Origin of the sequence: Streptomyces sp. DvalAA-43 (genome assembly GCF_900091725.1) — a bacterium.
GTDB classification, from domain to species: Bacteria; Actinomycetota; Actinomycetes; order Streptomycetales; family Streptomycetaceae; genus Streptomyces; species Streptomyces pulveraceus.
Window position 1 is genome coordinate 20,179 of sequence record NZ_FMBW01000063.1, and the last position, 18,158, is coordinate 38,336.

At 67.6% G+C, this 18,158-nt stretch carries 17 protein-coding genes and 3 pseudogenes; 9 read left to right on the forward strand and 11 right to left on the reverse strand.

Translation table 11 applies throughout. From position 1 onward, the window contains the following. Positions 1–444 precede the first annotated feature (444 nt). Complete coding sequence (locus tag GA0115234_RS25055) at positions 445–972, reverse strand: hypothetical protein (RefSeq protein ID WP_093545748.1); 528 nt, start codon at positions 970–972, stop codon at positions 445–447. A gap of 391 nt (positions 973–1,363) precedes the next feature. Between GA0115234_RS25055 and GA0115234_RS25060 the strand changes: the two genes are divergently transcribed. After that, positions 1,364–2,269: a replicative DNA helicase gene (locus GA0115234_RS25060; RefSeq protein WP_093545751.1), complete on the forward strand. Its 906-nt coding sequence runs from the start codon at positions 1,364–1,366 to the stop codon at positions 2,267–2,269. A gap of 141 nt (positions 2,270–2,410) precedes the next feature. On the opposite strand, the pseudogene GA0115234_RS25065 reads toward GA0115234_RS25060, so the two are convergent. Next, positions 2,411–3,294: pseudogene (locus GA0115234_RS25065) on the reverse strand (IS982 family transposase). A 70-nt stretch (positions 3,295–3,364) separates the two neighbouring features. Between GA0115234_RS25065 and GA0115234_RS25070 the strand changes: the two are divergent. Both GA0115234_RS25070 and GA0115234_RS25075 read left to right on the forward strand, forming a co-directional pair. Further along, a complete protein-coding gene (locus tag GA0115234_RS25070; RefSeq protein ID WP_093545754.1) occupies positions 3,365–3,754 on the forward strand; it encodes a hypothetical protein in 390 nt (129 codons plus the stop codon). A 1,112-nt stretch (positions 3,755–4,866) separates the two neighbouring features. Continuing rightward, a complete protein-coding gene (locus GA0115234_RS25075; protein WP_093546087.1) occupies positions 4,867–5,556 on the forward strand; it encodes an SDR family NAD(P)-dependent oxidoreductase in 690 nt (229 codons plus the stop codon). 167 nt (positions 5,557–5,723) lie between these two features. Here GA0115234_RS25075 and GA0115234_RS25080 read toward each other — a convergent pair whose 3' ends face one another. Next, on the reverse strand, positions 5,724–6,293 hold the full coding sequence (locus GA0115234_RS25080; protein WP_093545757.1) for a DinB family protein: 570 nt from the start codon (positions 6,291–6,293) through the stop codon (positions 5,724–5,726). Positions 6,294–6,674: 381 nt separating this feature from the next. Here GA0115234_RS25080 and GA0115234_RS25085 point away from each other — a divergent pair. Further along, positions 6,675–7,090, forward strand: a pseudogene (locus tag GA0115234_RS25085) (carboxymuconolactone decarboxylase family protein). A gap of 601 nt (positions 7,091–7,691) precedes the next feature. Here the strand turns inward: GA0115234_RS25085 and GA0115234_RS25095 are convergent. Together GA0115234_RS25095 and GA0115234_RS25100 are read right to left on the reverse strand one after the other, a co-directional pair. Continuing rightward, positions 7,692–8,528, reverse strand: a complete 837-nt coding sequence (locus GA0115234_RS25095) for an alpha/beta fold hydrolase (protein ID WP_093545763.1) — start codon at positions 8,526–8,528, stop codon at positions 7,692–7,694. Then, positions 8,525–9,118: a TetR/AcrR family transcriptional regulator gene (locus GA0115234_RS25100; RefSeq protein ID WP_093545767.1), complete on the reverse strand. Its 594-nt coding sequence runs from the start codon at positions 9,116–9,118 to the stop codon at positions 8,525–8,527. Before GA0115234_RS25100 ends, GA0115234_RS25095 begins: the two co-directional genes overlap by 4 nt. A 1,050-nt stretch (positions 9,119–10,168) precedes the next feature. Between GA0115234_RS25100 and GA0115234_RS25105 the strand changes: the two genes are divergently transcribed. Beyond that, positions 10,169–11,950: an RICIN domain-containing protein gene (locus GA0115234_RS25105; RefSeq protein WP_161275658.1), complete on the forward strand. Its 1,782-nt coding sequence runs from the start codon at positions 10,169–10,171 to the stop codon at positions 11,948–11,950. A gap of 315 nt (positions 11,951–12,265) precedes the next feature. Here the strand turns inward: GA0115234_RS25105 and GA0115234_RS42475 are convergent, their stop codons facing one another. From GA0115234_RS42475 to GA0115234_RS25120, 3 genes are all read right to left on the reverse strand, one after another. Then, positions 12,266–12,541, reverse strand: coding sequence for a hypothetical protein (locus tag GA0115234_RS42475; protein WP_176729267.1), 276 nt, complete (start codon positions 12,539–12,541; stop codon positions 12,266–12,268). Beyond that, positions 12,451–12,846 carry a transposase gene (locus GA0115234_RS44435; protein ID WP_107405810.1) on the reverse strand — a complete coding sequence of 132 codons (396 nt, stop codon included), beginning with the start codon at positions 12,844–12,846 and terminating at the stop codon, positions 12,451–12,453. Before GA0115234_RS44435 ends, GA0115234_RS42475 begins: the two co-directional genes overlap by 91 nt. A gap of 423 nt (positions 12,847–13,269) precedes the next feature. Further along, a complete protein-coding gene (locus tag GA0115234_RS25120) occupies positions 13,270–13,596 on the reverse strand; it encodes a nuclear transport factor 2 family protein (protein ID WP_256088807.1) in 327 nt (108 codons plus the stop codon). Between the two features lie 390 nt (positions 13,597–13,986). Between GA0115234_RS25120 and GA0115234_RS25125 the strand changes: the two genes are divergently transcribed. Continuing rightward, the gene (locus GA0115234_RS25125; RefSeq protein ID WP_093545779.1) at positions 13,987–14,394 is read left to right on the forward strand and encodes a hypothetical protein; all 408 of its coding nucleotides are present in this window, start codon (positions 13,987–13,989) and stop codon (positions 14,392–14,394) included. Positions 14,395–14,640: 246 nt separating this feature from the next. Then, positions 14,641–15,048, forward strand: a complete 408-nt coding sequence (locus GA0115234_RS25130) for a contact-dependent growth inhibition system immunity protein (RefSeq protein WP_256088808.1) — start codon at positions 14,641–14,643, stop codon at positions 15,046–15,048. Positions 15,049–15,072: 24 nt separating this feature from the next. On the opposite strand, the gene GA0115234_RS25135 is transcribed toward GA0115234_RS25130, so the two are convergent. Continuing rightward, positions 15,073–15,276 carry a transposase gene (locus GA0115234_RS25135; RefSeq protein WP_093545782.1) on the reverse strand — a complete coding sequence of 68 codons (204 nt, stop codon included), beginning with the start codon at positions 15,274–15,276 and terminating at the stop codon, positions 15,073–15,075. Between the two features lie 53 nt (positions 15,277–15,329). Between GA0115234_RS25135 and GA0115234_RS44440 the strand changes: the two are divergent. Beyond that, positions 15,330–15,485 (forward strand): annotated as a pseudogene (locus GA0115234_RS44440) (GNAT family N-acetyltransferase); the annotation flags it as partial. Positions 15,486–15,605: 120 nt separating this feature from the next. Here GA0115234_RS44440 and GA0115234_RS25145 read toward each other — a convergent pair. Next, positions 15,606–16,280 (reverse strand): DUF4232 domain-containing protein, encoded by a 675-nt coding sequence (locus GA0115234_RS25145; RefSeq protein ID WP_093545785.1) that lies wholly within the window; start codon positions 16,278–16,280, stop codon positions 15,606–15,608. A 402-nt stretch (positions 16,281–16,682) separates the two neighbouring features. Here GA0115234_RS25145 and GA0115234_RS25150 point away from each other — a divergent pair, with 402 nt between their 5' ends. Then, positions 16,683–17,132 carry a hypothetical protein gene (locus GA0115234_RS25150; protein ID WP_093545788.1) on the forward strand — a complete coding sequence of 150 codons (450 nt, stop codon included), beginning with the start codon at positions 16,683–16,685 and terminating at the stop codon, positions 17,130–17,132. A 120-nt stretch (positions 17,133–17,252) separates the two neighbouring features. Here the strand turns inward: GA0115234_RS25150 and GA0115234_RS25155 are convergent, their stop codons facing one another. Further along, positions 17,253–17,894: a hypothetical protein gene (locus GA0115234_RS25155; RefSeq protein WP_093545791.1), complete on the reverse strand. Its 642-nt coding sequence runs from the start codon at positions 17,892–17,894 to the stop codon at positions 17,253–17,255. Between the last annotated feature and the right edge of the window lie 264 nt (positions 17,895–18,158).

The following is an 18,158-nucleotide window of genomic DNA, read 5'->3' on the forward strand; positions in this document are numbered from 1 at the left end:
CGCACCGTTCCAGATTTCTGGATCAACCGCGATATGCGGGGTGGCAGAGCAGCCGTGGTGGCGGGGCGCTCGGCAGGGTGAGGCGGTGGACCGGCGAGACGGGGTGTCGGGAAGCGGCTGGAGGCACACTGGCCGACCTGACCCGATGCTGCAGCGGCTCAGCCGTCGGCCCCGCAGCCGTGGTGCCGTACGTTCCTGCGACGGCTGGTGTGAAGCTCCATGGATACGATGCGGAAGCGCCCTGCCCCCGGCAGCCGCTATGCCGTGGTCAGGGCGGCACCGTCGTCTACTTCTTCCGGCCGCCAGCCCATGATGCCGAGCAGTAGTCGCTCCAGCGGTCCGCCGACAAGTGCGGCGTACGTCTGGTACGGGAGCGGGCCGGGGTTGGGGTCGTCGCAGCCCTGGCCGTGGCTGTGGCCGTACCCCCTGCCGCGCGGTGCGGGGCTACTTGATCTGGGTGGCGCCTCGGTCGACGAGGTCCTGGATATGGACCGGCCAGTCCCGCTCCAGGATCATGGCGACGGCGGCGTGGACATCGGCGCGTACCTGCGGGGTGACGTGTTCGACGTCGCCGCCCGCGTAGTGCAGGCGCAGGCCCTCGCGGCTGGCGTCGCACAGGATGGCGTGGGCCTTCCGCGACAGCGTCATGTAGAGCTGCGGGACCTGGGCCTTCACGAGTTCGTCGATGACGGCCTCGTGGTCGATGCCGAGCGCGCCCCAGCTCTTGCCCTGCTTGTCGAGCCAGAGGGTGACGTCGGAGAAGAAGACGGCCTTGCCCGGCCCGTCGCCGGGTTCGCGGGCCAGGTCGCCCGCGAGGTCGAGCGCGGTGCCGGCCTCCTTGCTGACGAGTCTGCGGGGGCTCGTCTGCGGGGCGATGGCCAACGCGCACTCTCCCCAGCCGTCTTGGGCCTGCTCCGGCCAGGGCAGCCCCAGCACGAGCCAACCGTCCGGTTGCAGCAGCTTGTTGCTCACCGTGTTTTCTTCCCCGTCGTTGGTGACGTCCGTGGTCTGTGCCGATCTTTCCGCCCTGCGGTGACGGCGGACAAGGCGGCCTCCGGCCCACCCGCACGCGGCCGGTGCGAACGTGCGAAGCGTCCGCCGACTCCCTGGCCGGCCCTGGACGAAGTCCTCGACGTGGCGCTTGGCCGCAAGCGCTTCGCGGTTCTGGCCCTGCCTTGGGAACCGGGCGGCGAGACACCGTTCCACATGGCGCAGCAAGCGCGGGCCGACCGAGACCACAACCGTCGCCTGAGAGGTGCTGCCGCGTACCGCGCCTACTACCGGAACTCCCCGAAGGCCGTGCCGCATCAGGCCTGATCATGTAGTTCATGCTCAGCGCACCATCACAACCCCAGGGGAGATCATGACCGACACCACCACGAATGAGGCCGCATCCGACAAGCCCGGCGTGATCAGCGACCTCCTCGGAAATCTGCTCGACGACACAGTGAGCATCGTTGAGAACCCCACCGCGTACACATCCCTCCATGGACTCCCCACCGGCTTCCGCGACCTCGACCGGGTGACCGGAGGTCTGACCCCCGGCTCTCTCACTGTCATCGCGTCCCGCCCTCAAGTGGGCCGTACGACACTCCTCACCGACATCTGCCGGAACACCGCGATCAAGAACAACGTGCCCACTGCGGTGTACTCCCTGGAGGAAAGCGGGGAGCTCTTCCTCATGCGGGTCCTGGCCGCCGAAGCACGTGTGGCCCGGCATCACATCATCTGCGGCACCATGACTGACGAGGACTGGACCCGGCTGGCCCGCCGCGTCCCGGATGTGTCCGCGGCTCCGCTCCACGTGAAGACTCCCGGCCGGCTGACCATGGCCACCCTCGAAGCCGAAGCGCGGGAACTCGTCGAGGAACACGGAGTCGCGCTCCTCGCCGTCGACGGGATCCAGGACATCCGGCCGGCCAAGCGCAGCGACCTCCGCGAACGCGAAGTCGGCGACGTCGTCCGCGATCTGAAGACCCTCGCCCGGGAACTCAGCGTTCCGGTCGTCGCCACCAGCCAGCTGAACCGAAATCCGGAGCAGCGGTACAACCGGCTGCCGATGTTGGATGACCTCCGCGAGTCCGGGGCAATCACGTTCGCGGCAGACACCATTCTGCTGCTGCACCGGGAGGATGCCTACGAGAAGGACACGCCGCGGGCCGGCGAGGCCGACTTCTACATCGCCAAGCACAGGCAGGGCCCGACCTGCGTGATCACTACCGCGTTCCAAGGGCACTACGGGCGGTTCGTCGACATGGTGCAGTCCTGATGGCAGGCGTTCATGGTCGGAGCCAAGTACGGAAGGCGACGAAATCCTGTGAGAGAGATCGGTTGATGGCAAAGAAGCAGAAGGTCACCGTGGAAGAGCATGCCAAACTCGGCCGGCGCCCAGATGATCTATACCAAGGGGTCAGTGATCGTAGGCGATCAGTGAGCGTAGGACGGTTTGTCCGGTGGCGTCGTTGTGCCGGATCGCGGCGGTCAGCGCGAGGATGCGTTGCATGACGCGGACTATGACACCTCCGGGTGTGCGCCCTCGGTGCCGTTCGAGGTCAAGCTGTCCTTTGAGGGTCTAGTTGATCGATTCGATGACCTGTCGCAGCGGCTCGAACAGGGCTGCGCCAGGCCGTTCCCGTTCACCGTTACGGGCAGGCCGCAGCAACCGGGCCCCATGCGCGGACAGTTCGCGTTCGGAACCACGGCCGAAGTAGTTCTTGTCGCCGATGAGAGTCTGTCGGGGGCGTTCTCGCAGAAGCTCGCATTCGGCTGCCAGGAGGTCAAGGAGAGGCTCTCGTTGGTCGGCCCCGGTCAGGGCGAAGGCGACGGGCAGGCCCTGAAGGGTGCAGACGAGGTGCAGGCGCAGGCCCCAGAAGAAGCGGCTGTGGCTGGCGCAGTAGCCGTATTCGGCTCAGCCTGCCAGGTCGGAGCGTTTGACGGTCTCGCGGGAGCGTCCGCATTCCACCGGAGTGGAGTCCACGAACCAGTGGTAGCCAGGATCCGGTTGACGCTTCGCATCAGACCGGCGGCCTTGCGCAGCCGCTTGTTGTGGCCGGGCTGCTGGGGCAGGTAGAGGAAGAGGTGGCGCAGGTGGGCACGGGCATGGCGGAGCCATTTGGCCTCGGAGGTGTAGCCGAGTATGGCCTGCATCGTGGCGAGGGTGACCAGTTCGGCATCGCTCAGGCGGGGTGTAGTGCCGACCGGCGGGCGCCACGGCGCCAGGTCGGGATGCTCCTTCAGGATGTCGTCGGTCGTCACATGGAGTGCTGTCGCGAGGGTGTGCACGTCGTTCGTCACAGAACGATCTTGGACACCCTCGTTCTCGTCTCCGCAGGCAACCCTTGGACCACACCACCAGGAGGAACCAGTGTCGTACTCGCAACTGCTCACCCCCGAGGAGAAGCTCGCCGACGCGAAGAAGCTGTTGAGCCTCCCGCGTATCGTCGTGATCTGCGGCTCCACCCGCTTCATGACCGAGATGAACGAGGCCGATCTGCGGGAGACCAAAGCCGGAAAGATCGTCGTCAAACCGGGCTGTGACATGAAGTCACCGCACGAACTCTGGTCCGATCCTGTCGAGGCCGAGGCGCTGAAGGTCCGACTCGACGATCTGCACCGGGCGAAGATCCGGCTCGCTGATGAGGTGCTCGTAGTCGGCGACTACATCGGAGACAGCACCCGGGCCGAAATCGCCTACGCCCGATCGCTGGGCAAGCCCGTGCGGTTCACGCACCCCGAAGTCGACCCTGACGCCTGACCGCCCGCCGCCACCTCGACAACCAGAGCCGACAGCCCGCCGCCCGACCGTCTCGCGGTGGCTACGGCCGCCGCCCACCCCACACCCTCCGCAGGCATCCCTTGGAATTGTTCATCCAGTGACCTGAGTCAGAGATTCGGTTGCAGTAGGCGGCGAAGGGCGGTGTGTCCCAGTGGCTGGGACGGGACCGAGGCCGCCGGCGGCGGGCCCGCCGCCGGATCCCCGAGGGTGAGCGCCACCAGCCTAAGTGGCCACTCGCGCTGGACCCTACGACCCGCCGTATGGCGGGCTCAGAGCAGTTGGGGATACGCGCGCTCATCCCACCAATGTGACCCGGGACTCTGGGACGCGGGCCGGGGTGACTCTGGGACGCGTCTGGAGGACGCTCCCTGTGGGGCGGAGCCGGATGGCTGTGATGTGCACTCCTGAGCAGCCACATTATGGCCATGGCCGCCCTGGCGGTACGGGGATTCGAGTGACGTGGATGGGTGGGTCCGCGAGCTTGGTCGCGCTCCCGGGCAGGTTCGGCTGGTTCGCCGATACGGCGTCACGGAAACTGATGGCGTCGGCCTTCATCCCGCAGACGGTCTCCGGCTTCCACGCGGAGGGGACCCTGCTCGACCTGGGCGGCGCGCAGTTGTCGCGGTTCGCCTACTCCCCGCTCAGGTCACGGCGTACCTGGCGGCTGATCCGCCCGGGGGACCCGGAGGATCCAGATGGGACTGGTGACCGCCGGAACCATCCGCTTCACCCAGGACGATCGCGAAGCCGGGGTACGGGCCGGAGACATGGTGCTGTGGGGCGCCTCGTACCCCTACGAGTCGAATTCGGGCGTGGACGGACACGAGGTCGAGGTGTTCGTGCACCAGGTGTCCAAGAAGTCGGCCATGCCGCTGCCGGACCGGCGGCTGACTCGGCTGCTCTCCCGCCCTCTCTCCGGCACCACCGGTCTCGGATCGATCCCTGTCGGGGCCGCGTTCGGCCAGGCCTTCCGCGCCATCTACGTAACCACACCACGCGACCTCCGTTCCGATGCCTTCCGGTGGAGCCACATGGCGGGCCGCGTCGTCAACCACTGGTCGATCGCATCATCTCGAAGGGAAACTGTGCCCATGACGACAACCTTGATCACCGGGGCCAACAAGGGCCTCGGCCATGAGACCGCGCGCCGCTTGACCGCCTTGGGCCATACCGTCTATCTCGGAGCGCGCAACGTCGAGCGGGGCGCGGCGGCCGCGGCTTCGCTCGGCGCCCGGTTCGTACAACTCGATGTCACCGAGGATGCCTCGGTCGCCGCTGCGGTGGCCACCATTGAGGCCGACGGTGGACTGGACGTCCTGGTCAACAACGCCGGAATCGAGGTGCGTTCACCGGAGGGCGCCATCATCGGTGCTGCGGAGCTGACCGCCGACGTGATGCGGGAGGTGTTCGAGACCAACGTCTTCGGCCTGGTCCGGGTGACCCACGCCTTCCTGCCGCTGCTGGAACGCTCTGCCGCCCCGGTCGTCGTCAATGTCAGCAGCAGCCTGGCCTCGCTGGCCCACGCCGGCAAGGGGTACCCGGGGGTCGCGTACCCGACCTCCAAGACCGCGGTCAACATGCTGACCGTGCAGTTCGCCAAGGCGTTCCCGCGAATGCGGATCAACGCGGTGGAGCCCGGCTACACCGCTACGGACCTCAACCAGCGCGAGGGCACGCAGACCGTCGAGCAGGGTGCCGAGATCATCGTTCGGATGGCTCAGCTATGGCCGGACGGGCCGACTGGCGGCTACTTCGATATGTCGGGCCCCTTGCCCTGGTAGGCGCCGAGGCTTGCGACGAGGCGCGCTGCACGGCTCGTCGGGCTGCTGGCGAACGAGTGCGCCGCTGGCAGCCGCCGGCTCGGTGCTGAGTGCACTGAAGCTCGCAGCCGCGGAGCGTCACGGAGTCCACGTAGGTTTCCGAAGCTCGATCGCCGGTTACCGAAAAGTCATATTCGGCGCGGTGCGGCTCCGTCCTGCCAGCGGTAGAGGTCGCGCAGCAGGGAAATCTCGGCGCCGTGATGGATCAGCTCCCTGTTGACGTGCAGGACGATGCCCTCCATGGGAAACCGCTCGGGACCCACCGTGGGCGGATTGTCCAGGTCAGCGTCCGAGAGCTCGCGGACCCCCGCGTTCCATCTCCCATACATCTCATCGAGCTGTTTCAGCGCCTCGTCAGCGGTCCCCGCATAGGCGAATGTCTGGGAGTCGACGTCCTGGCCGCCGAAGTGCCATCCGACCCGATAGCCCAGGCAGGAGACGATGATGTGCGCCAGCCGCCAGGCAATCGTGGTCACCGGTGCCGGCACCGGCACCAGGTCAGGGGACGCGTAGTCCACCATCCATTCCCCCGAACCTGCCGACATCGATGCGGCCGACGTGCCACGCGAGCGGATGCTCCAGCAGCCGCGCACCGGCTCCCAGAAGTACTCCTCGTCGGTAAGACCGTCCAGCCGTGGCCGCAGGTTCTTCCGCCAGTGCCAGTCCAACTGCTCCGCGAGCCGCTCGCTTCTTGTCATTTCCGCACACTACATACGACGGAGACCTGACTGCGACCCTCGCGGACGCCGTCGCCGGCCGTGGGCCGCGAGAGCGTACCGCACCGGGAGATGACACTGGGGGCCGATGTGCCCTTCGGGCCGCACCGCCGCGAGCGGCTGTACCATCAAGCGGCCCTCGCAGCCCGGCCGCATAGGAGGAGCCGAACCACCAGGCCGGCGTCTACCGGGGCGTGCTGCTGCGACGGTGGCGCAACATGCCGAGGCACACGATGTGGGACTTCCCCGACGATGCCGTCGAAGCGCCCCGGATCACTCGCCCCGCTAAGCCGTCGCGCCGGACAACAAGATCAAGCACTACGAGACGCTGCTCAACCAGCACCCGGAAACGGACACCACCGCATGAGCACCGCCCCCACCGCCAAGGCCCACCAAGACCGTTTCCAGCACGGCCTGGAGATCCTCACCCGCGTCGACGGCAATGCCCGCCAGAAGGCCGCCGATTCCCCCCACCATCAGCCGAACTCGGCCACCAGGTCGTTGCTTGGGCCCTCGGTGAGATCTACGACCGTCCCGGCCTGGCCCCGCGCGACCGCCAGCTGGTCACCCTCGGCATACTCACCGCCCTCGGCGGATGCGAACCGCAGCTCGATGTGCACATCAACACCTCCCTCAACGTGGGCCTCACACCCGAAGAGATCGTAGAGACTGTGCTCCACTCCGCCGTCTACTGCGGCATGCCCAAGGCACTCAACGCCACCTTCGTCGCCAAGAAGGTGTTCGCCGAACGCGGGCTCCTCCCCGTCGACGACCAGTGACGCACGCGAACCTGACGCGACCGGGCCCCACAGTCCCGGCCGCGTCACTCGTTCCAACAGCTCAACCGACCGTGAGAGTGCCCAACTCTCGCCGGAGCAGGACCGCCACCAGAGACGGTCGGCGAGCGGGAATTCCCCAACCTGCCGTCGCAGGTCACGAGGCTGGCGTGCGGCCACGTAGGGACACCACCTGCCGGAACGTGATCCACACCGCGCTGATGCCGCACTCCCCGGATCACGGCTGGGACCACCTCCCCGACGAAGTCGGCCGCACCGCCAGGGGCCGGGAGTGTCCGACCGGGCTGACGCAGGCACTGACCGCCGGCGGAGGCCGCCGGCTCCGCACTGGCCCGCGCCGAAGAGCCTGCCAGGACCGGCTGACCTCTGCACTAGATCCGATGGTCCATGGTCCGCCGCCCTCGTAGGCGGACCATTCCTTCGCTGAGCTCGCCGAAGTGCCTTGGTGACGTGACACCAGCTCGTACCCGCCATATGCCATAAGTGGCAATAGTCATGACTACGTACTCCAGGATGGCAGCTGCGGATGCGGCCTTCAGCGACCCTCTCCGGTGCGGTCGACCAGGGCGAGGCGGATTCGGTTCTAGACGCGGAACGCCTTGCGGAGGAGTTCACCGAACTCAGCGGGATGCGTGGTCAGGCCGATGTGCCCGCCGGGGAAGTGCAGGAGCTGTATGCCGAGGCGCACGGCCAGGAGAGCGGCCGGGCGATAGGCCAGCTCGCCGCTCGAGTCCTGTCCGCCGGCGAGGACGAGCTGATCCGACAGCGCCTCCAGCCGGTCCATGTCCGGGATGTAGGACATGAAGCTGGGAACAATGCGCCCGACGAAGTACGGCAGGTTGGCCATCGTCTGTTCGGCCCTCGCCGCCGCCTGTGGCGGAAGCTCGATCTCGGCTTTCGGCTCGTTGGTGTCGCCGTCCTTCTTCAGACCCTCGGCGAACACAGCCATCGCCGGCATGAGTCCTTGCGTGCGGAACGTTTCCTGCACACGTGCGATGAGCTCTCGATGAGCGGCGGCGTCCGGCAGGACCATTACCGCCGGGGGCTCGTGCACCACGACGCGTTCGACGCGTTCGGGATGAGCGGTGAGCAGGTGCAGGGCGGCGATCGCGCCCGAACTGGCGCCGAACACCCGGGCGGGCTCACCGGGCGACAGCAGTTCCAGCATGCGGAACGCGTCGTCGGCGTGTTCGGCCACGCTCTGCTCGGCCTCGGGGTCGTCCAGCGTGCTTCGGGACATCCCGCGCGGGTCGTAGGTGGCGACCGTGTATTCGGTCGCGAGGTCGTCGGCGATGTCATCGAAGGAGGCCGCGCCGCCCGTCCCTCCGGGGATCAGGAGCAGGAGCGGGCCGTGTCCGCGCACTTCGTAGTGCAGAGTCGCGCCGTTCACGCGCAAGCTGCCGGTGGTCGGTTCGGTCATGAGGAGTCTCCTTCTCGGGATGGGGGCCAGTGCTCCAGGAGGATGTGCAGGGCGTCGAGGGCCCGGAGCCAGGACTGTTGCGGCGAACGCTGGTGTGCGAACCCGCCCGCGGCTTCCAGGGCGACGAACCCGTGGAACGTGCTGCGCAGCAGCCGGACCACATCGGTCAGGTCCGGCTCGGCCAGTCCGTAGCCGCGCAGCATGGCGTAGGTCAGCTCGACCGCGCGCCGCGGTCCGGGCGCTTTGGCGGCCGGCTCGGGGTCGATCCGGATCGGGGTCTGCGTCGCCATGTAGCGGCCCGGATGCTCGTGGGCGTACTCCCGCCAGGCGTTCGCAAAGGCGACCAGCGCGTCCTTGCCCGCCCGTCCAGCGGTCGCCTCCGCGATATGGATGGTTTTCTCGTCCGCCGCCAGCAAAGCGATCCGTCCGCGCAGATCCTCCAGACCGCGGACGTGCGTGTAGAGACTCGCGTCCCTCACGCCGAGCCGCCGCGCCACCTGCGACATGGTCACATGGTCGAGTCCGACCTCGTCCGCCAACTCGGCGCCCGCGACCGTAACTCGCTCCGCCGTCAGCCCTGCCCGCACCATGCACCCTCCACATCATCCTAGGGATTCTAGGTTTAACCTAGGGTTCCTAGGAATGGCAAGCGGGAGGCACGTCGGCACGTACCTCGGTTGTCGATGGCTCTCCCACCGGATTCCGCTGCCGCCTTACGCGTCTCCGGCTTCCGCACAATCACCGGCCCTCGACCGAACGTCGACGCGGCGCGGGGAGCAACCGGCAGCGCCGATCAGGTCTCGTCACCCATCCAAGGGTGGGCTGGTCTCACCCCGGCGGGCCGTCCGGCCATGACCGCGCCATCGCCTCCGACATCCGCCGCAGACGCGGCGCGCGATCACGAGGCCGTTCGCTCCGCCCTGCCCGTACCTGGCCTGGCGGGGGCCGTGTTGGCGGCGCGTCGAGGCTCCGTTGGGCACCGAGCACACTCTTGCCCCATCGGCCGGAGGCCCGGATGCGCCGCACCCGGGCCCGGTCAGCTGGGACTCCGGCCCGGACACGTACGCGACGGCCACCGTCACCGGGTACGCCACCGTGGCACGGCGCTCGGGCAAGAAGGACGGCCGATGGTACGGCTGGGCGAAGACGGCCACGCAGTACTCCAAGTACGGGGTGTGGATCGACCGGTCCACGGACGGCGGCAGGAGGTGGGACGGGACGCGTGGATACCAGCACCGTGACGGGGCGAGGCGTACACGCCGACGCAGTACTGACCGGACGGCACCTGGCAGCGCGCCTGCGTGAATGTCAAGGGCGTTCGACTGACGTGCACGGGCTGGGTCGGCTGACGGTTGCCCGAAGCGGCCCTGGGCGCAGGCCCGGTACTCCGTTGGGCAACCCTGATGAGCTTGCGATGGTCCCGGGCTCTCGGCATTCCGCAGGGCGTGCCACCGGCAATGAGGCGACGTCTCAGTGTGCGCGGGAATCCTCCGCCGTGCGGATATCGATCTGCGTAGGCCCACGACTCGCCACGTCTCTCGCCTGGGTCGACGCAGCCTCGCGGACGGCCGGTGAACCGATGGGTTCCCCTCGCCATAACCCTTTCTCCAGAGGTTCACTGAGTCACTACCATGCATTGCGTGAAACAAACGTTCGAGCGCATGAAGCGCCGTCTTCTTCCGGTTGTCGGAGCCACCCTGACCGCGACCCTGCTGCTTCCGGTCCAGTCCGCGCAGGCGGCCACCGCGCTGGATCCTGTCCCGACCAATTACACGTTGACCCGCATTGACGGTGACAAGTCGGCACTCGTCTCCTCCGCCGAAAGTGCCGGCGTGGCGAAGGCATCCATCGCCGATGTGCTCGGCGCCCGGACCGGTCGCCCGTCCCTGTGTCACGGCACCGGGATGAACGGCGCGTTGAGATACGACGGATTCTGCTGGGACGACGCCGACGACCGGACCGGGTACACCGACAAGTACAGCGACCCCGCGCTCAACGGCGGCTGGATGCCTCAGGGCTTCTCCGGGTCGCACGACGCGACGGACAGTGGCCTGTACGCCGGACAACACCTGTACGCCGCGTCCTGGTACTTCGGAAACTACGAGAACAGCAAGGCGAACGAGCAGTACTCCCGGATCTCCCTGATCAAGTCGACCGGCGACACGGTGACGTACGGGCACGTGGCACTCGTGGAGCCCACCAACGGCGACTTCAAGAAGCCGATTTACCTCTCGCACGCGGACGGCCTTGCCTGGTACGGCGATCGCCTGTACGTGGCGAACGGCGTCGAACTGCAGGTGTACGACCTCAGGCACCTGTGGAGGATGACCGACGCCGGCCCCGGCACCAAGGGAGCTACGGGTCTGGGCAAGGACGCTCAGGGCAACGTGACTACCTCGGCGCGCTATCACTCCTGGGCGTTGCCGCTGGTGGCGCGCTACACCACGAAGCCGGAGTACGTCGCCGACGCTCCCGACACCGACGTTCCCGACAAAACCGAGCCCGGATCCCTCAAGAAGAACCAGCCGTTCCCCGATTCCACCGACACCTACGCGGGCAACCCGCGCAGCTGCGGACCCACGAACGGGGTTGTGTGCCTGAGCAGTCTGAGCGTCGACCGGTCGACCTCGTCCTTGGTCTCGGTCGAGAACCGGAGGGAGGGGGGAGCCCGTATCGTCCGCTGGCCCCTGGGCGAGCTCGCCGCCGACAGTGCCGTGGTGAACTCCCGCCCCACGGGGTACACCACGCCCGTGTTCAACGTGCAGGGTACGGCCACCGACGGCACGAACTTCTACATGAGCGGCGACTGCCCCACCTCGTGGCCCAAGGGCTTCTCCTGCGTCCACGTGGCCGCCTCGGGTCAGGCTCCCCGAGTCCTCACGCAGTCGGCGTGGCTGACGCAGGGCCTGTCGTGGGACCCGAACGCCAAGCGCCTGTGGGGCCTGAACGAGGCGCTGGAGGACTCCGCCGGTCCGCACCGCGTGGTGTTCTCCCTCGATCCCTCGGCAGGCAGGGAGGTCGACGGCTGGAGCTGGATCTCCAACTTCAACAAGCCGGGCTCCGTGTGCGCCACACCTGCGGGCGAAAGCACCGCAAACGGCACCGTCGTCACGGTGTACCACTGCACGGGGGCCGAGAGCCAGCGCTGGGCCTTCGTCGACGGCCGTCTCGTCCACAAGGCGAGCGGCAAGTGTCTGACCCCGCAGGGCGACGCGGAAGGCACCGACGGAACCGTGCTGACCTTGTGGACCTGCAATCCCTCGGCCCTCTCCCAGTTGTTCTACCGGGACGGCGCCACCATCACGAACAGGCTCGGCAAGGCCGTCACCCCCAAGGGCAACTCGCTCGCCGACGGCGTCTGGCTGACCCTGTGGACGAACAACCGCGCGAACGTCCAGGAATGGAGCCTCAAGGGGTTCTGAGGAGAGCGGCAGGGGCCAGCCGGACCCGTACGCTCGCCCCGCCGTGCCTCCCGCCCGGCAGCCGGGAGGCACGGGCGCCGAGGCCGCGGCGGACCTCCTGCTGCCGTACGACCGCCGCGACCTGGGCCGGCTCCTGCCAGAGAGGCGTGGCGCCCGCGAAGGGCACGGCGAGCCGACCGACCTGTTGGAGCCCCCCAGTAGGGCTTTGTCAGGTGGTGTCGTAGGGCTGCCATGGGGTGGGTTGTCGGCGGGTGGGGCAGGTTCCGGTCCAGGTGGCCAGGAGGTGTTGGAAGAGTGTCAGGGCCTGGTCGGGGGTCAGGCCCTGGCAGGGGCTTTTGGGCAGGTCCGCTGTTCGGTCAGGCGGTCGGTGAACAAGCAGCCCTCGAAGTGGTCCAGTCCGAGGGTGGTCTTTCGGACGAGATCGCGGGCGGGAATGTCGGCGGGCAGGTTGGAGATCCAGTGCCTGACCGGCTCGTCCTCCCCTTCCGGACACCGGGCGATCAGCCACCGCAGTGGAAGGACACCGTCCGGGGCGGGCTTCGGGCGACGGTCGGCCAGGCGGACACGCAAGAACACGAAGCGGGCGGACATGGCGGCTTTCGAGCCCTTGCGCCAGGTGACCGCGACCGCGCTGTCGCGTCGTTGGGCCAGGACGTGTTCGCGCAGGCCGGGAGGCCGGGTGCGATAGCGGGCAGCGACCTGGGGCCGAGTCCGCCGTACGGCAGCTCATAGGGTTCGGCTGTCTCGCTCCGGGCGGTCATCTCGCCCTTGGCCTGCAGTGCGTAGGCCGGGCCGCGGTCCTCCGGGCCGTGGCGGAAGTCGGCGTTCGCCCCGTAGCCGGTGTCCGCGACCAGTACCGCGGGCCGGAGTCCGACGGTGGCCGGTCCGTCGAGCATGTCCAGCCCTCGTTCTGTCGGGTGTGCGGAGGCCTGACTCCAACACCCCACGCCGATGGGCCGCTTCTCCCGCGGCGAGCATCGTCAGGCAGGCGTCGTGCTCGGGAGTGAGGGTGACGTCGACGATATGCATGCCGGCCAGGAACGCGGTGACCAGGTGCCCAGCTCGTGCGCCGCGGGGCCTTGCAGGTCTGTCTCCAGCGGCAGTATGAGGACATGGTTGGCGCAGCACCAACGGAAGGGCGCGGGATGGAAGGAGTCGGCGGGGCTGCCGTCCAGCCCGATGCTGAGGTAGCCGGCGTGTGTCACGACGCCAAGGGTGTCAGGGGAAGGCCCGGACGAAGTCGGCTTGCCGTTCCGCTGTGCGCCGTCCGGGGAGCGCACGACAGCCCTTCCTCTCCCACTGGCTACCGCCGCTTCGGCTCAGCCGAGGAAGTCGACGTGGTCGATCAGGCCGTCGCGGACCCGGTAGGCGACCAGCACACGGAGGGGGTCGTCCGCGATGCCGTGGGCGATCTCGTGGTCCACCACCCAGTCGCCCTCGGTGAGCCGGCCGACGATCTCGGCCCGGCAGCGGCCCTTGGCGAACATGTCGGCGTACGCCTCCCGCACGGCGTCGCGCCCGAGCAGGCGGTCGCCGCCGCGGCGGTTGATGCAGACGTCGGAGGCGTACGTCGCCGCGAAGGCTTCGAGGTCATGGCTGTTGTAGGCGGCGAGTTGGCGTTCGACGATGGTCTCTGGGGTGGTCACCAGTTGATCATGCATAGTGTTTCCTCGCTCGTCCAGGGAAGACAGGGATTACTCCGATCGGCACATGCCCACCTCGCACGACCTCCCGTTCGGCATCTGTCTGCAGCCACACCCACCCCAGGCCAGCCGACCGCCCACCATCAGCTTCGACGGTTCCCCCGAGCACGCACTGGACTGCACGTGCGGTCTGCACCTCGTCGCAACCCATCCCATCGACCAGACCGCATGTCACCCCCAAAGACTCCCGAAGCCGACCACCAAAAGAGCGTTTCATCCGCATATCCATGGTTGGTGCCGCTGGTAAGGGTGTGTCAGCGCTTGCGGGCTCTCCGCTGACAGGCGGGGGATGCCAGCGGAGACCCGTGAGAAGCGTAGTGCGAGGATGGCCCCATGAGGTTGACTGACGACGAAAGCGAAACCATCCATTACGTACGCTTTCAGTCGCCGCACCGGAACAAGCGAGGCCACTTCACCGGCGTCTTCGGTCTCATCAACACGCTGGCGCGGGAGGGGAAACTGTCGGAGGAACAGGAACTCTTCCGTCGCACCAACAACAGTTGGTACAACGCCGCGTACACCGACCCTTCGACCGTTGATCCCGGCATTTATGACCACGAGATCAACCCCGGTGCAGCAGCATGGTTCAAGCCGTCGGCCGAGCATCTCCTTGCACGGGTCCCTGGCTATCTTGTGATTCTCGCAGCCCACGGCGTCGATTGCCGACTGCTGCGTTCCACGGATCCGGGTCGAGTCATCTATGAGGACGACGTGCAGGTCGTGGTCGTGCCGTACGCGTAGGCTTCGCAGCTCTCGCGCACCGGAACGCCAACAATCGGTAAGCTGGCGGTATTCATGAATGCGCTGAGATATCAGGCACGCACCAGTTCGAGATGCATTCGCGGTTCGGCCATTCACTCGCAGAAACCCGTAACACGATCTTGCTATCTCAGACCGTGTTCGAGATCTCGCGTTGTGATCGGGCGGCCGGAGCGCAGCAATGGTCTCCGGCTACCCGACCACACGCATCCACGAGAGAATCGTCTGGTGACTGTATCTATCGACCGTAGTCGTTCCCTTGAGGAGCTTGAACGTGATCGCTGGCAGGCGCCCCCGGCTGACGCCACCCGTCTCATTGCGACGGCGCATGCCCTGCGGAGTCGGCCGGTCGGGACTCTGACCGCTGAGGACCTGCGCCTGCTGATCGGGCAGGACGTTGGACTGCCGGTGCTTCTTCCGCTCGCGGTGGAGATGCTTCGTGACAACCCGCTGGCCGAAGGCGACATGTACGAGGGCGACCTGCTGCGCGCGGTCCTGACCAGGAACTCAGCTGTCTGGAGCGCTTATCCGGAACTTGCGAGGCAACTGACCTTCATCGTCGGCGGCCTCTCCGACCTCTCGCCAGACCTGCGGAGCAAGGTCGAGCGGTTCGTAGGCGCCGTCCAGAATTCCTGACGCGTCGCGGGTGCCTGTCGTCTACTACGGGGCTGTCCACCGGATCATGGTCTCGGACCGGGCGGGATCGGCCTCGCAGTCACGGGCAAGCTGCCGGCGCGCGGTCATCCAGGCGAACGTCCGCTCAACGGCCCAGCGCTTGGGCTGGACCTGAAAGCCTCGCTGATCAGGCGCTTTACGGACGATCTCCGGCTCGCGGCCGAGGATCGAAGCGCTCCGATCGACCATACCTGCACAGCGCACAACAGGCCCGGCACGCAGACGACCGGTTCAACCTGGCCATCTCCGCTGATGGGCATCAGGCACTGGGAGAAGTCCTGCTCAACTGTGCCACCGGCAGCATCGTCGGCGCCGCCCACCGGGGTCAACGGCCGGCAGTGCGCGCTCTTCGAACGATGACCGAGTTCGCGTACACCACCATCGCCCTGCCGAGGGTGATCCTGGAGATCGAACCCGACAACCACCCCAGCATCGCCGTCGCACGATCGGCCGGCTTCTACCCCACCAGCTCGGCCCCGAGACCGTCATTGACAAGGGCAGGCCGCGCGCACGGGCCCCTACTCGGTCGTGTGCGTGGGGTAGACCTCGACGTCGGTGTAGGCGCCCTTGATGTCGCCCGCGCCCGCGGGCCACTTCAGGCTCACGGTGTGGGTCTCGTTCGGGGGCGTCACCAGGATGTTGGTCGGGGACGCGAGGCTGCCGCCGGTGTTGTCGATGTCGTAGGCGAGGTCGAAGACGGCGGCGTCACCGGGCTTCAGGGTGGTGACACGCGGCTGGGCGTGGCCACGCTCGATGGGGTTCGAGGTGTTGTCGGCGTCCTTGATGTCGACGCCCGCGAAGCCCGTCGCCGAGCAGGTGGTCGAACCCCGGTTGATCATGGTGATGTCGATCCTGCCGGAGTCCTTGTCGGGCGCGGCGTCCGTGGCGTCGATGGCCAGGTCCTCCGTCTTGCAGAACGTGACCTTGCCGCCGGTCTCCGTCGCGCCGTTCGCGGCTGCCTCTGCCTCGGTGTCCTCACCGGAGCCCGGCTTCGCGTTGCCGGCCTCCGGGCCGCCGGAGCCCGAGCCGCCCTCCGGCTTCGAACCACTGTCGGGGGACGAAGAAGACGAGGACAAGGACGAGGAGCCCTTGGAGGACGAGTCCTTCCCGGAGCTGTCGCTGCCACAGGCGGTGAGCGAGAGGGTGGCGGCGACGCCGATGGCGGCGAGAGCAGTGATGCGGGTGTACTTCACGGTGTTCCCCCAGGAGTAGCGCGGTGCATGTGGTCGGAAGTATTTGTATCTCGCACCGAGTCACAGGCGGTCCTCCGCGACGTCTTCGTTCTGTCACAGGCGTATTGACCTCACGGTCCGCCAAGGCGCGCCCGTACGGTCCACCAGTGGGCTCTCACTCCCCTGACCAGGTAATCCCCACGGCTTGTCCAACGTCGGCGCCCGGCCATCAACACACAACACCCCATGAAACACACCGAATCAGCCCGGTCCACAGCACCCAGGACCGGACGCCGAACCGGAGACTCCCACGAACAAAGCATTGCGAGACAGGTGCCGCCAGGCGGGGTGGCAGGCACCCCATCTGGTAGGCGTCACGAAATCGAGGCGACGAGACGCGTCCACCCTCGGCAGACTGCGGACATGTCCACCGACGCGAGCGGAATGATCGAGTGCAGGCCCTTGGCCCGGATCTGGGGAGAGGACGACGAAGACGCGGTATGGCACGCCGCCATTGACCTCTCCCTCCTCAACACCGGTAATGCCTATGGCGCCTTCGCCTGCCTCTTCGGCACCCGCAACTCCTTCGGGTTCCGGCCACTGGCCGAAGGCCGCGGTCTGCCGGTGGACGCCTCCGACGGGCTGCGGGACTCGTTCGCCACCTGGGGCGCGCAGCACTCTCACGGAGCGACCTGGATCGGCTGGGCCGAACTGGCAGCCGCCGACTGGGACGAGACCGACCGGTCCGGCACGCTCAGCCGAAGCACCGTTGCCGGGGCAGGGACCCATTGGGCGCCGGTCTGGGACGTGATGCGGACGCTGGCCGAGGTGCACGGGCCAGAGCACGTGCGACTCGTGGTCTGGTTCGACTGATCACGGACACGAACCCAGCACACACCTGACGGCCTCAAAGGTGCTGCACGCCACTCTGCGCAGAGAACACGAATCGCCCCGAAAGTCGGCGGTGGCGTTCCCTCATGCGCCCTCCGGGCCCTATGGTTTCGGCGGCACGGCCGTCGCGGGCAGGGCGAGGACGCGCGCGAGGGCGGCGGTGACGGGGGTGAAGTGGTCGGGCAGGTACTGCGACGCCCAGCCGGTGGCTACCGCAAGGAAGTCGGCCAGGTCGTTCTCGGCGCCGTCGAGCAGGTGGCGGAGGTCGGTGCTGGAGAGCTCGATCACCCGGCTGTCGCTCTGCTCGGCGTCGACGGTCAACCGGACGGTGTCGGCGAAGCGCTCGGCAAGTGGATCGGGGTCGTGGCCGAAGGAGGCGTAGCCGCTGCCGTCGACGGCCTCGTGCCAGTCACGCCAGTCCTCCAGCCCATTGCAGCAGCCGGGCAGGAAGGTGATGCCTGTGGAGCTGTCCGTGACTCGCATGCCACCGGCCGCGAAGAGGTTGTCGAAGGTCAGTAGTCCGTGCAGGAACGATCCGAGCGGGTCGGCGGGCCGAGGCGGCCGGTCGTCATGTTCAGGGTCGATGTCGTTGCAGCGGGCGATGCGCATCACCGCTGTCCCGACCTCGGCGGGGGCGAGCTCACCGCTGAGTGGCAGGTAGCCGAACGCCTCGATCTCGGCGACGGGCCAGAGGGCGAAGCCGTCAGGGGGGTAGATCTCCAGGACGGGCTGCATCACGATCATCCGGGAAGTGTTCCGCGTCCCTCGCCCGTACCGCCTCCCGATTACGCCGGGCGTTCACGCGCCGACGAGCCTCGAAGGGGGAGGGAGGCTGGGCGCTTTGTACCTCCCCGAGCACATACAGATGTACGTTGACGACTGCGGTTCAAGAGGTGCGCGAATCCTCTTCGTCGGCCGAGATGACGATGGCGGACGTGCCACTCCTCGACGGCCTGGTGGAAGTGCCTGGAGCCTCATGCGGTTCCTCGCGGTGGCGGCTGCTGGACA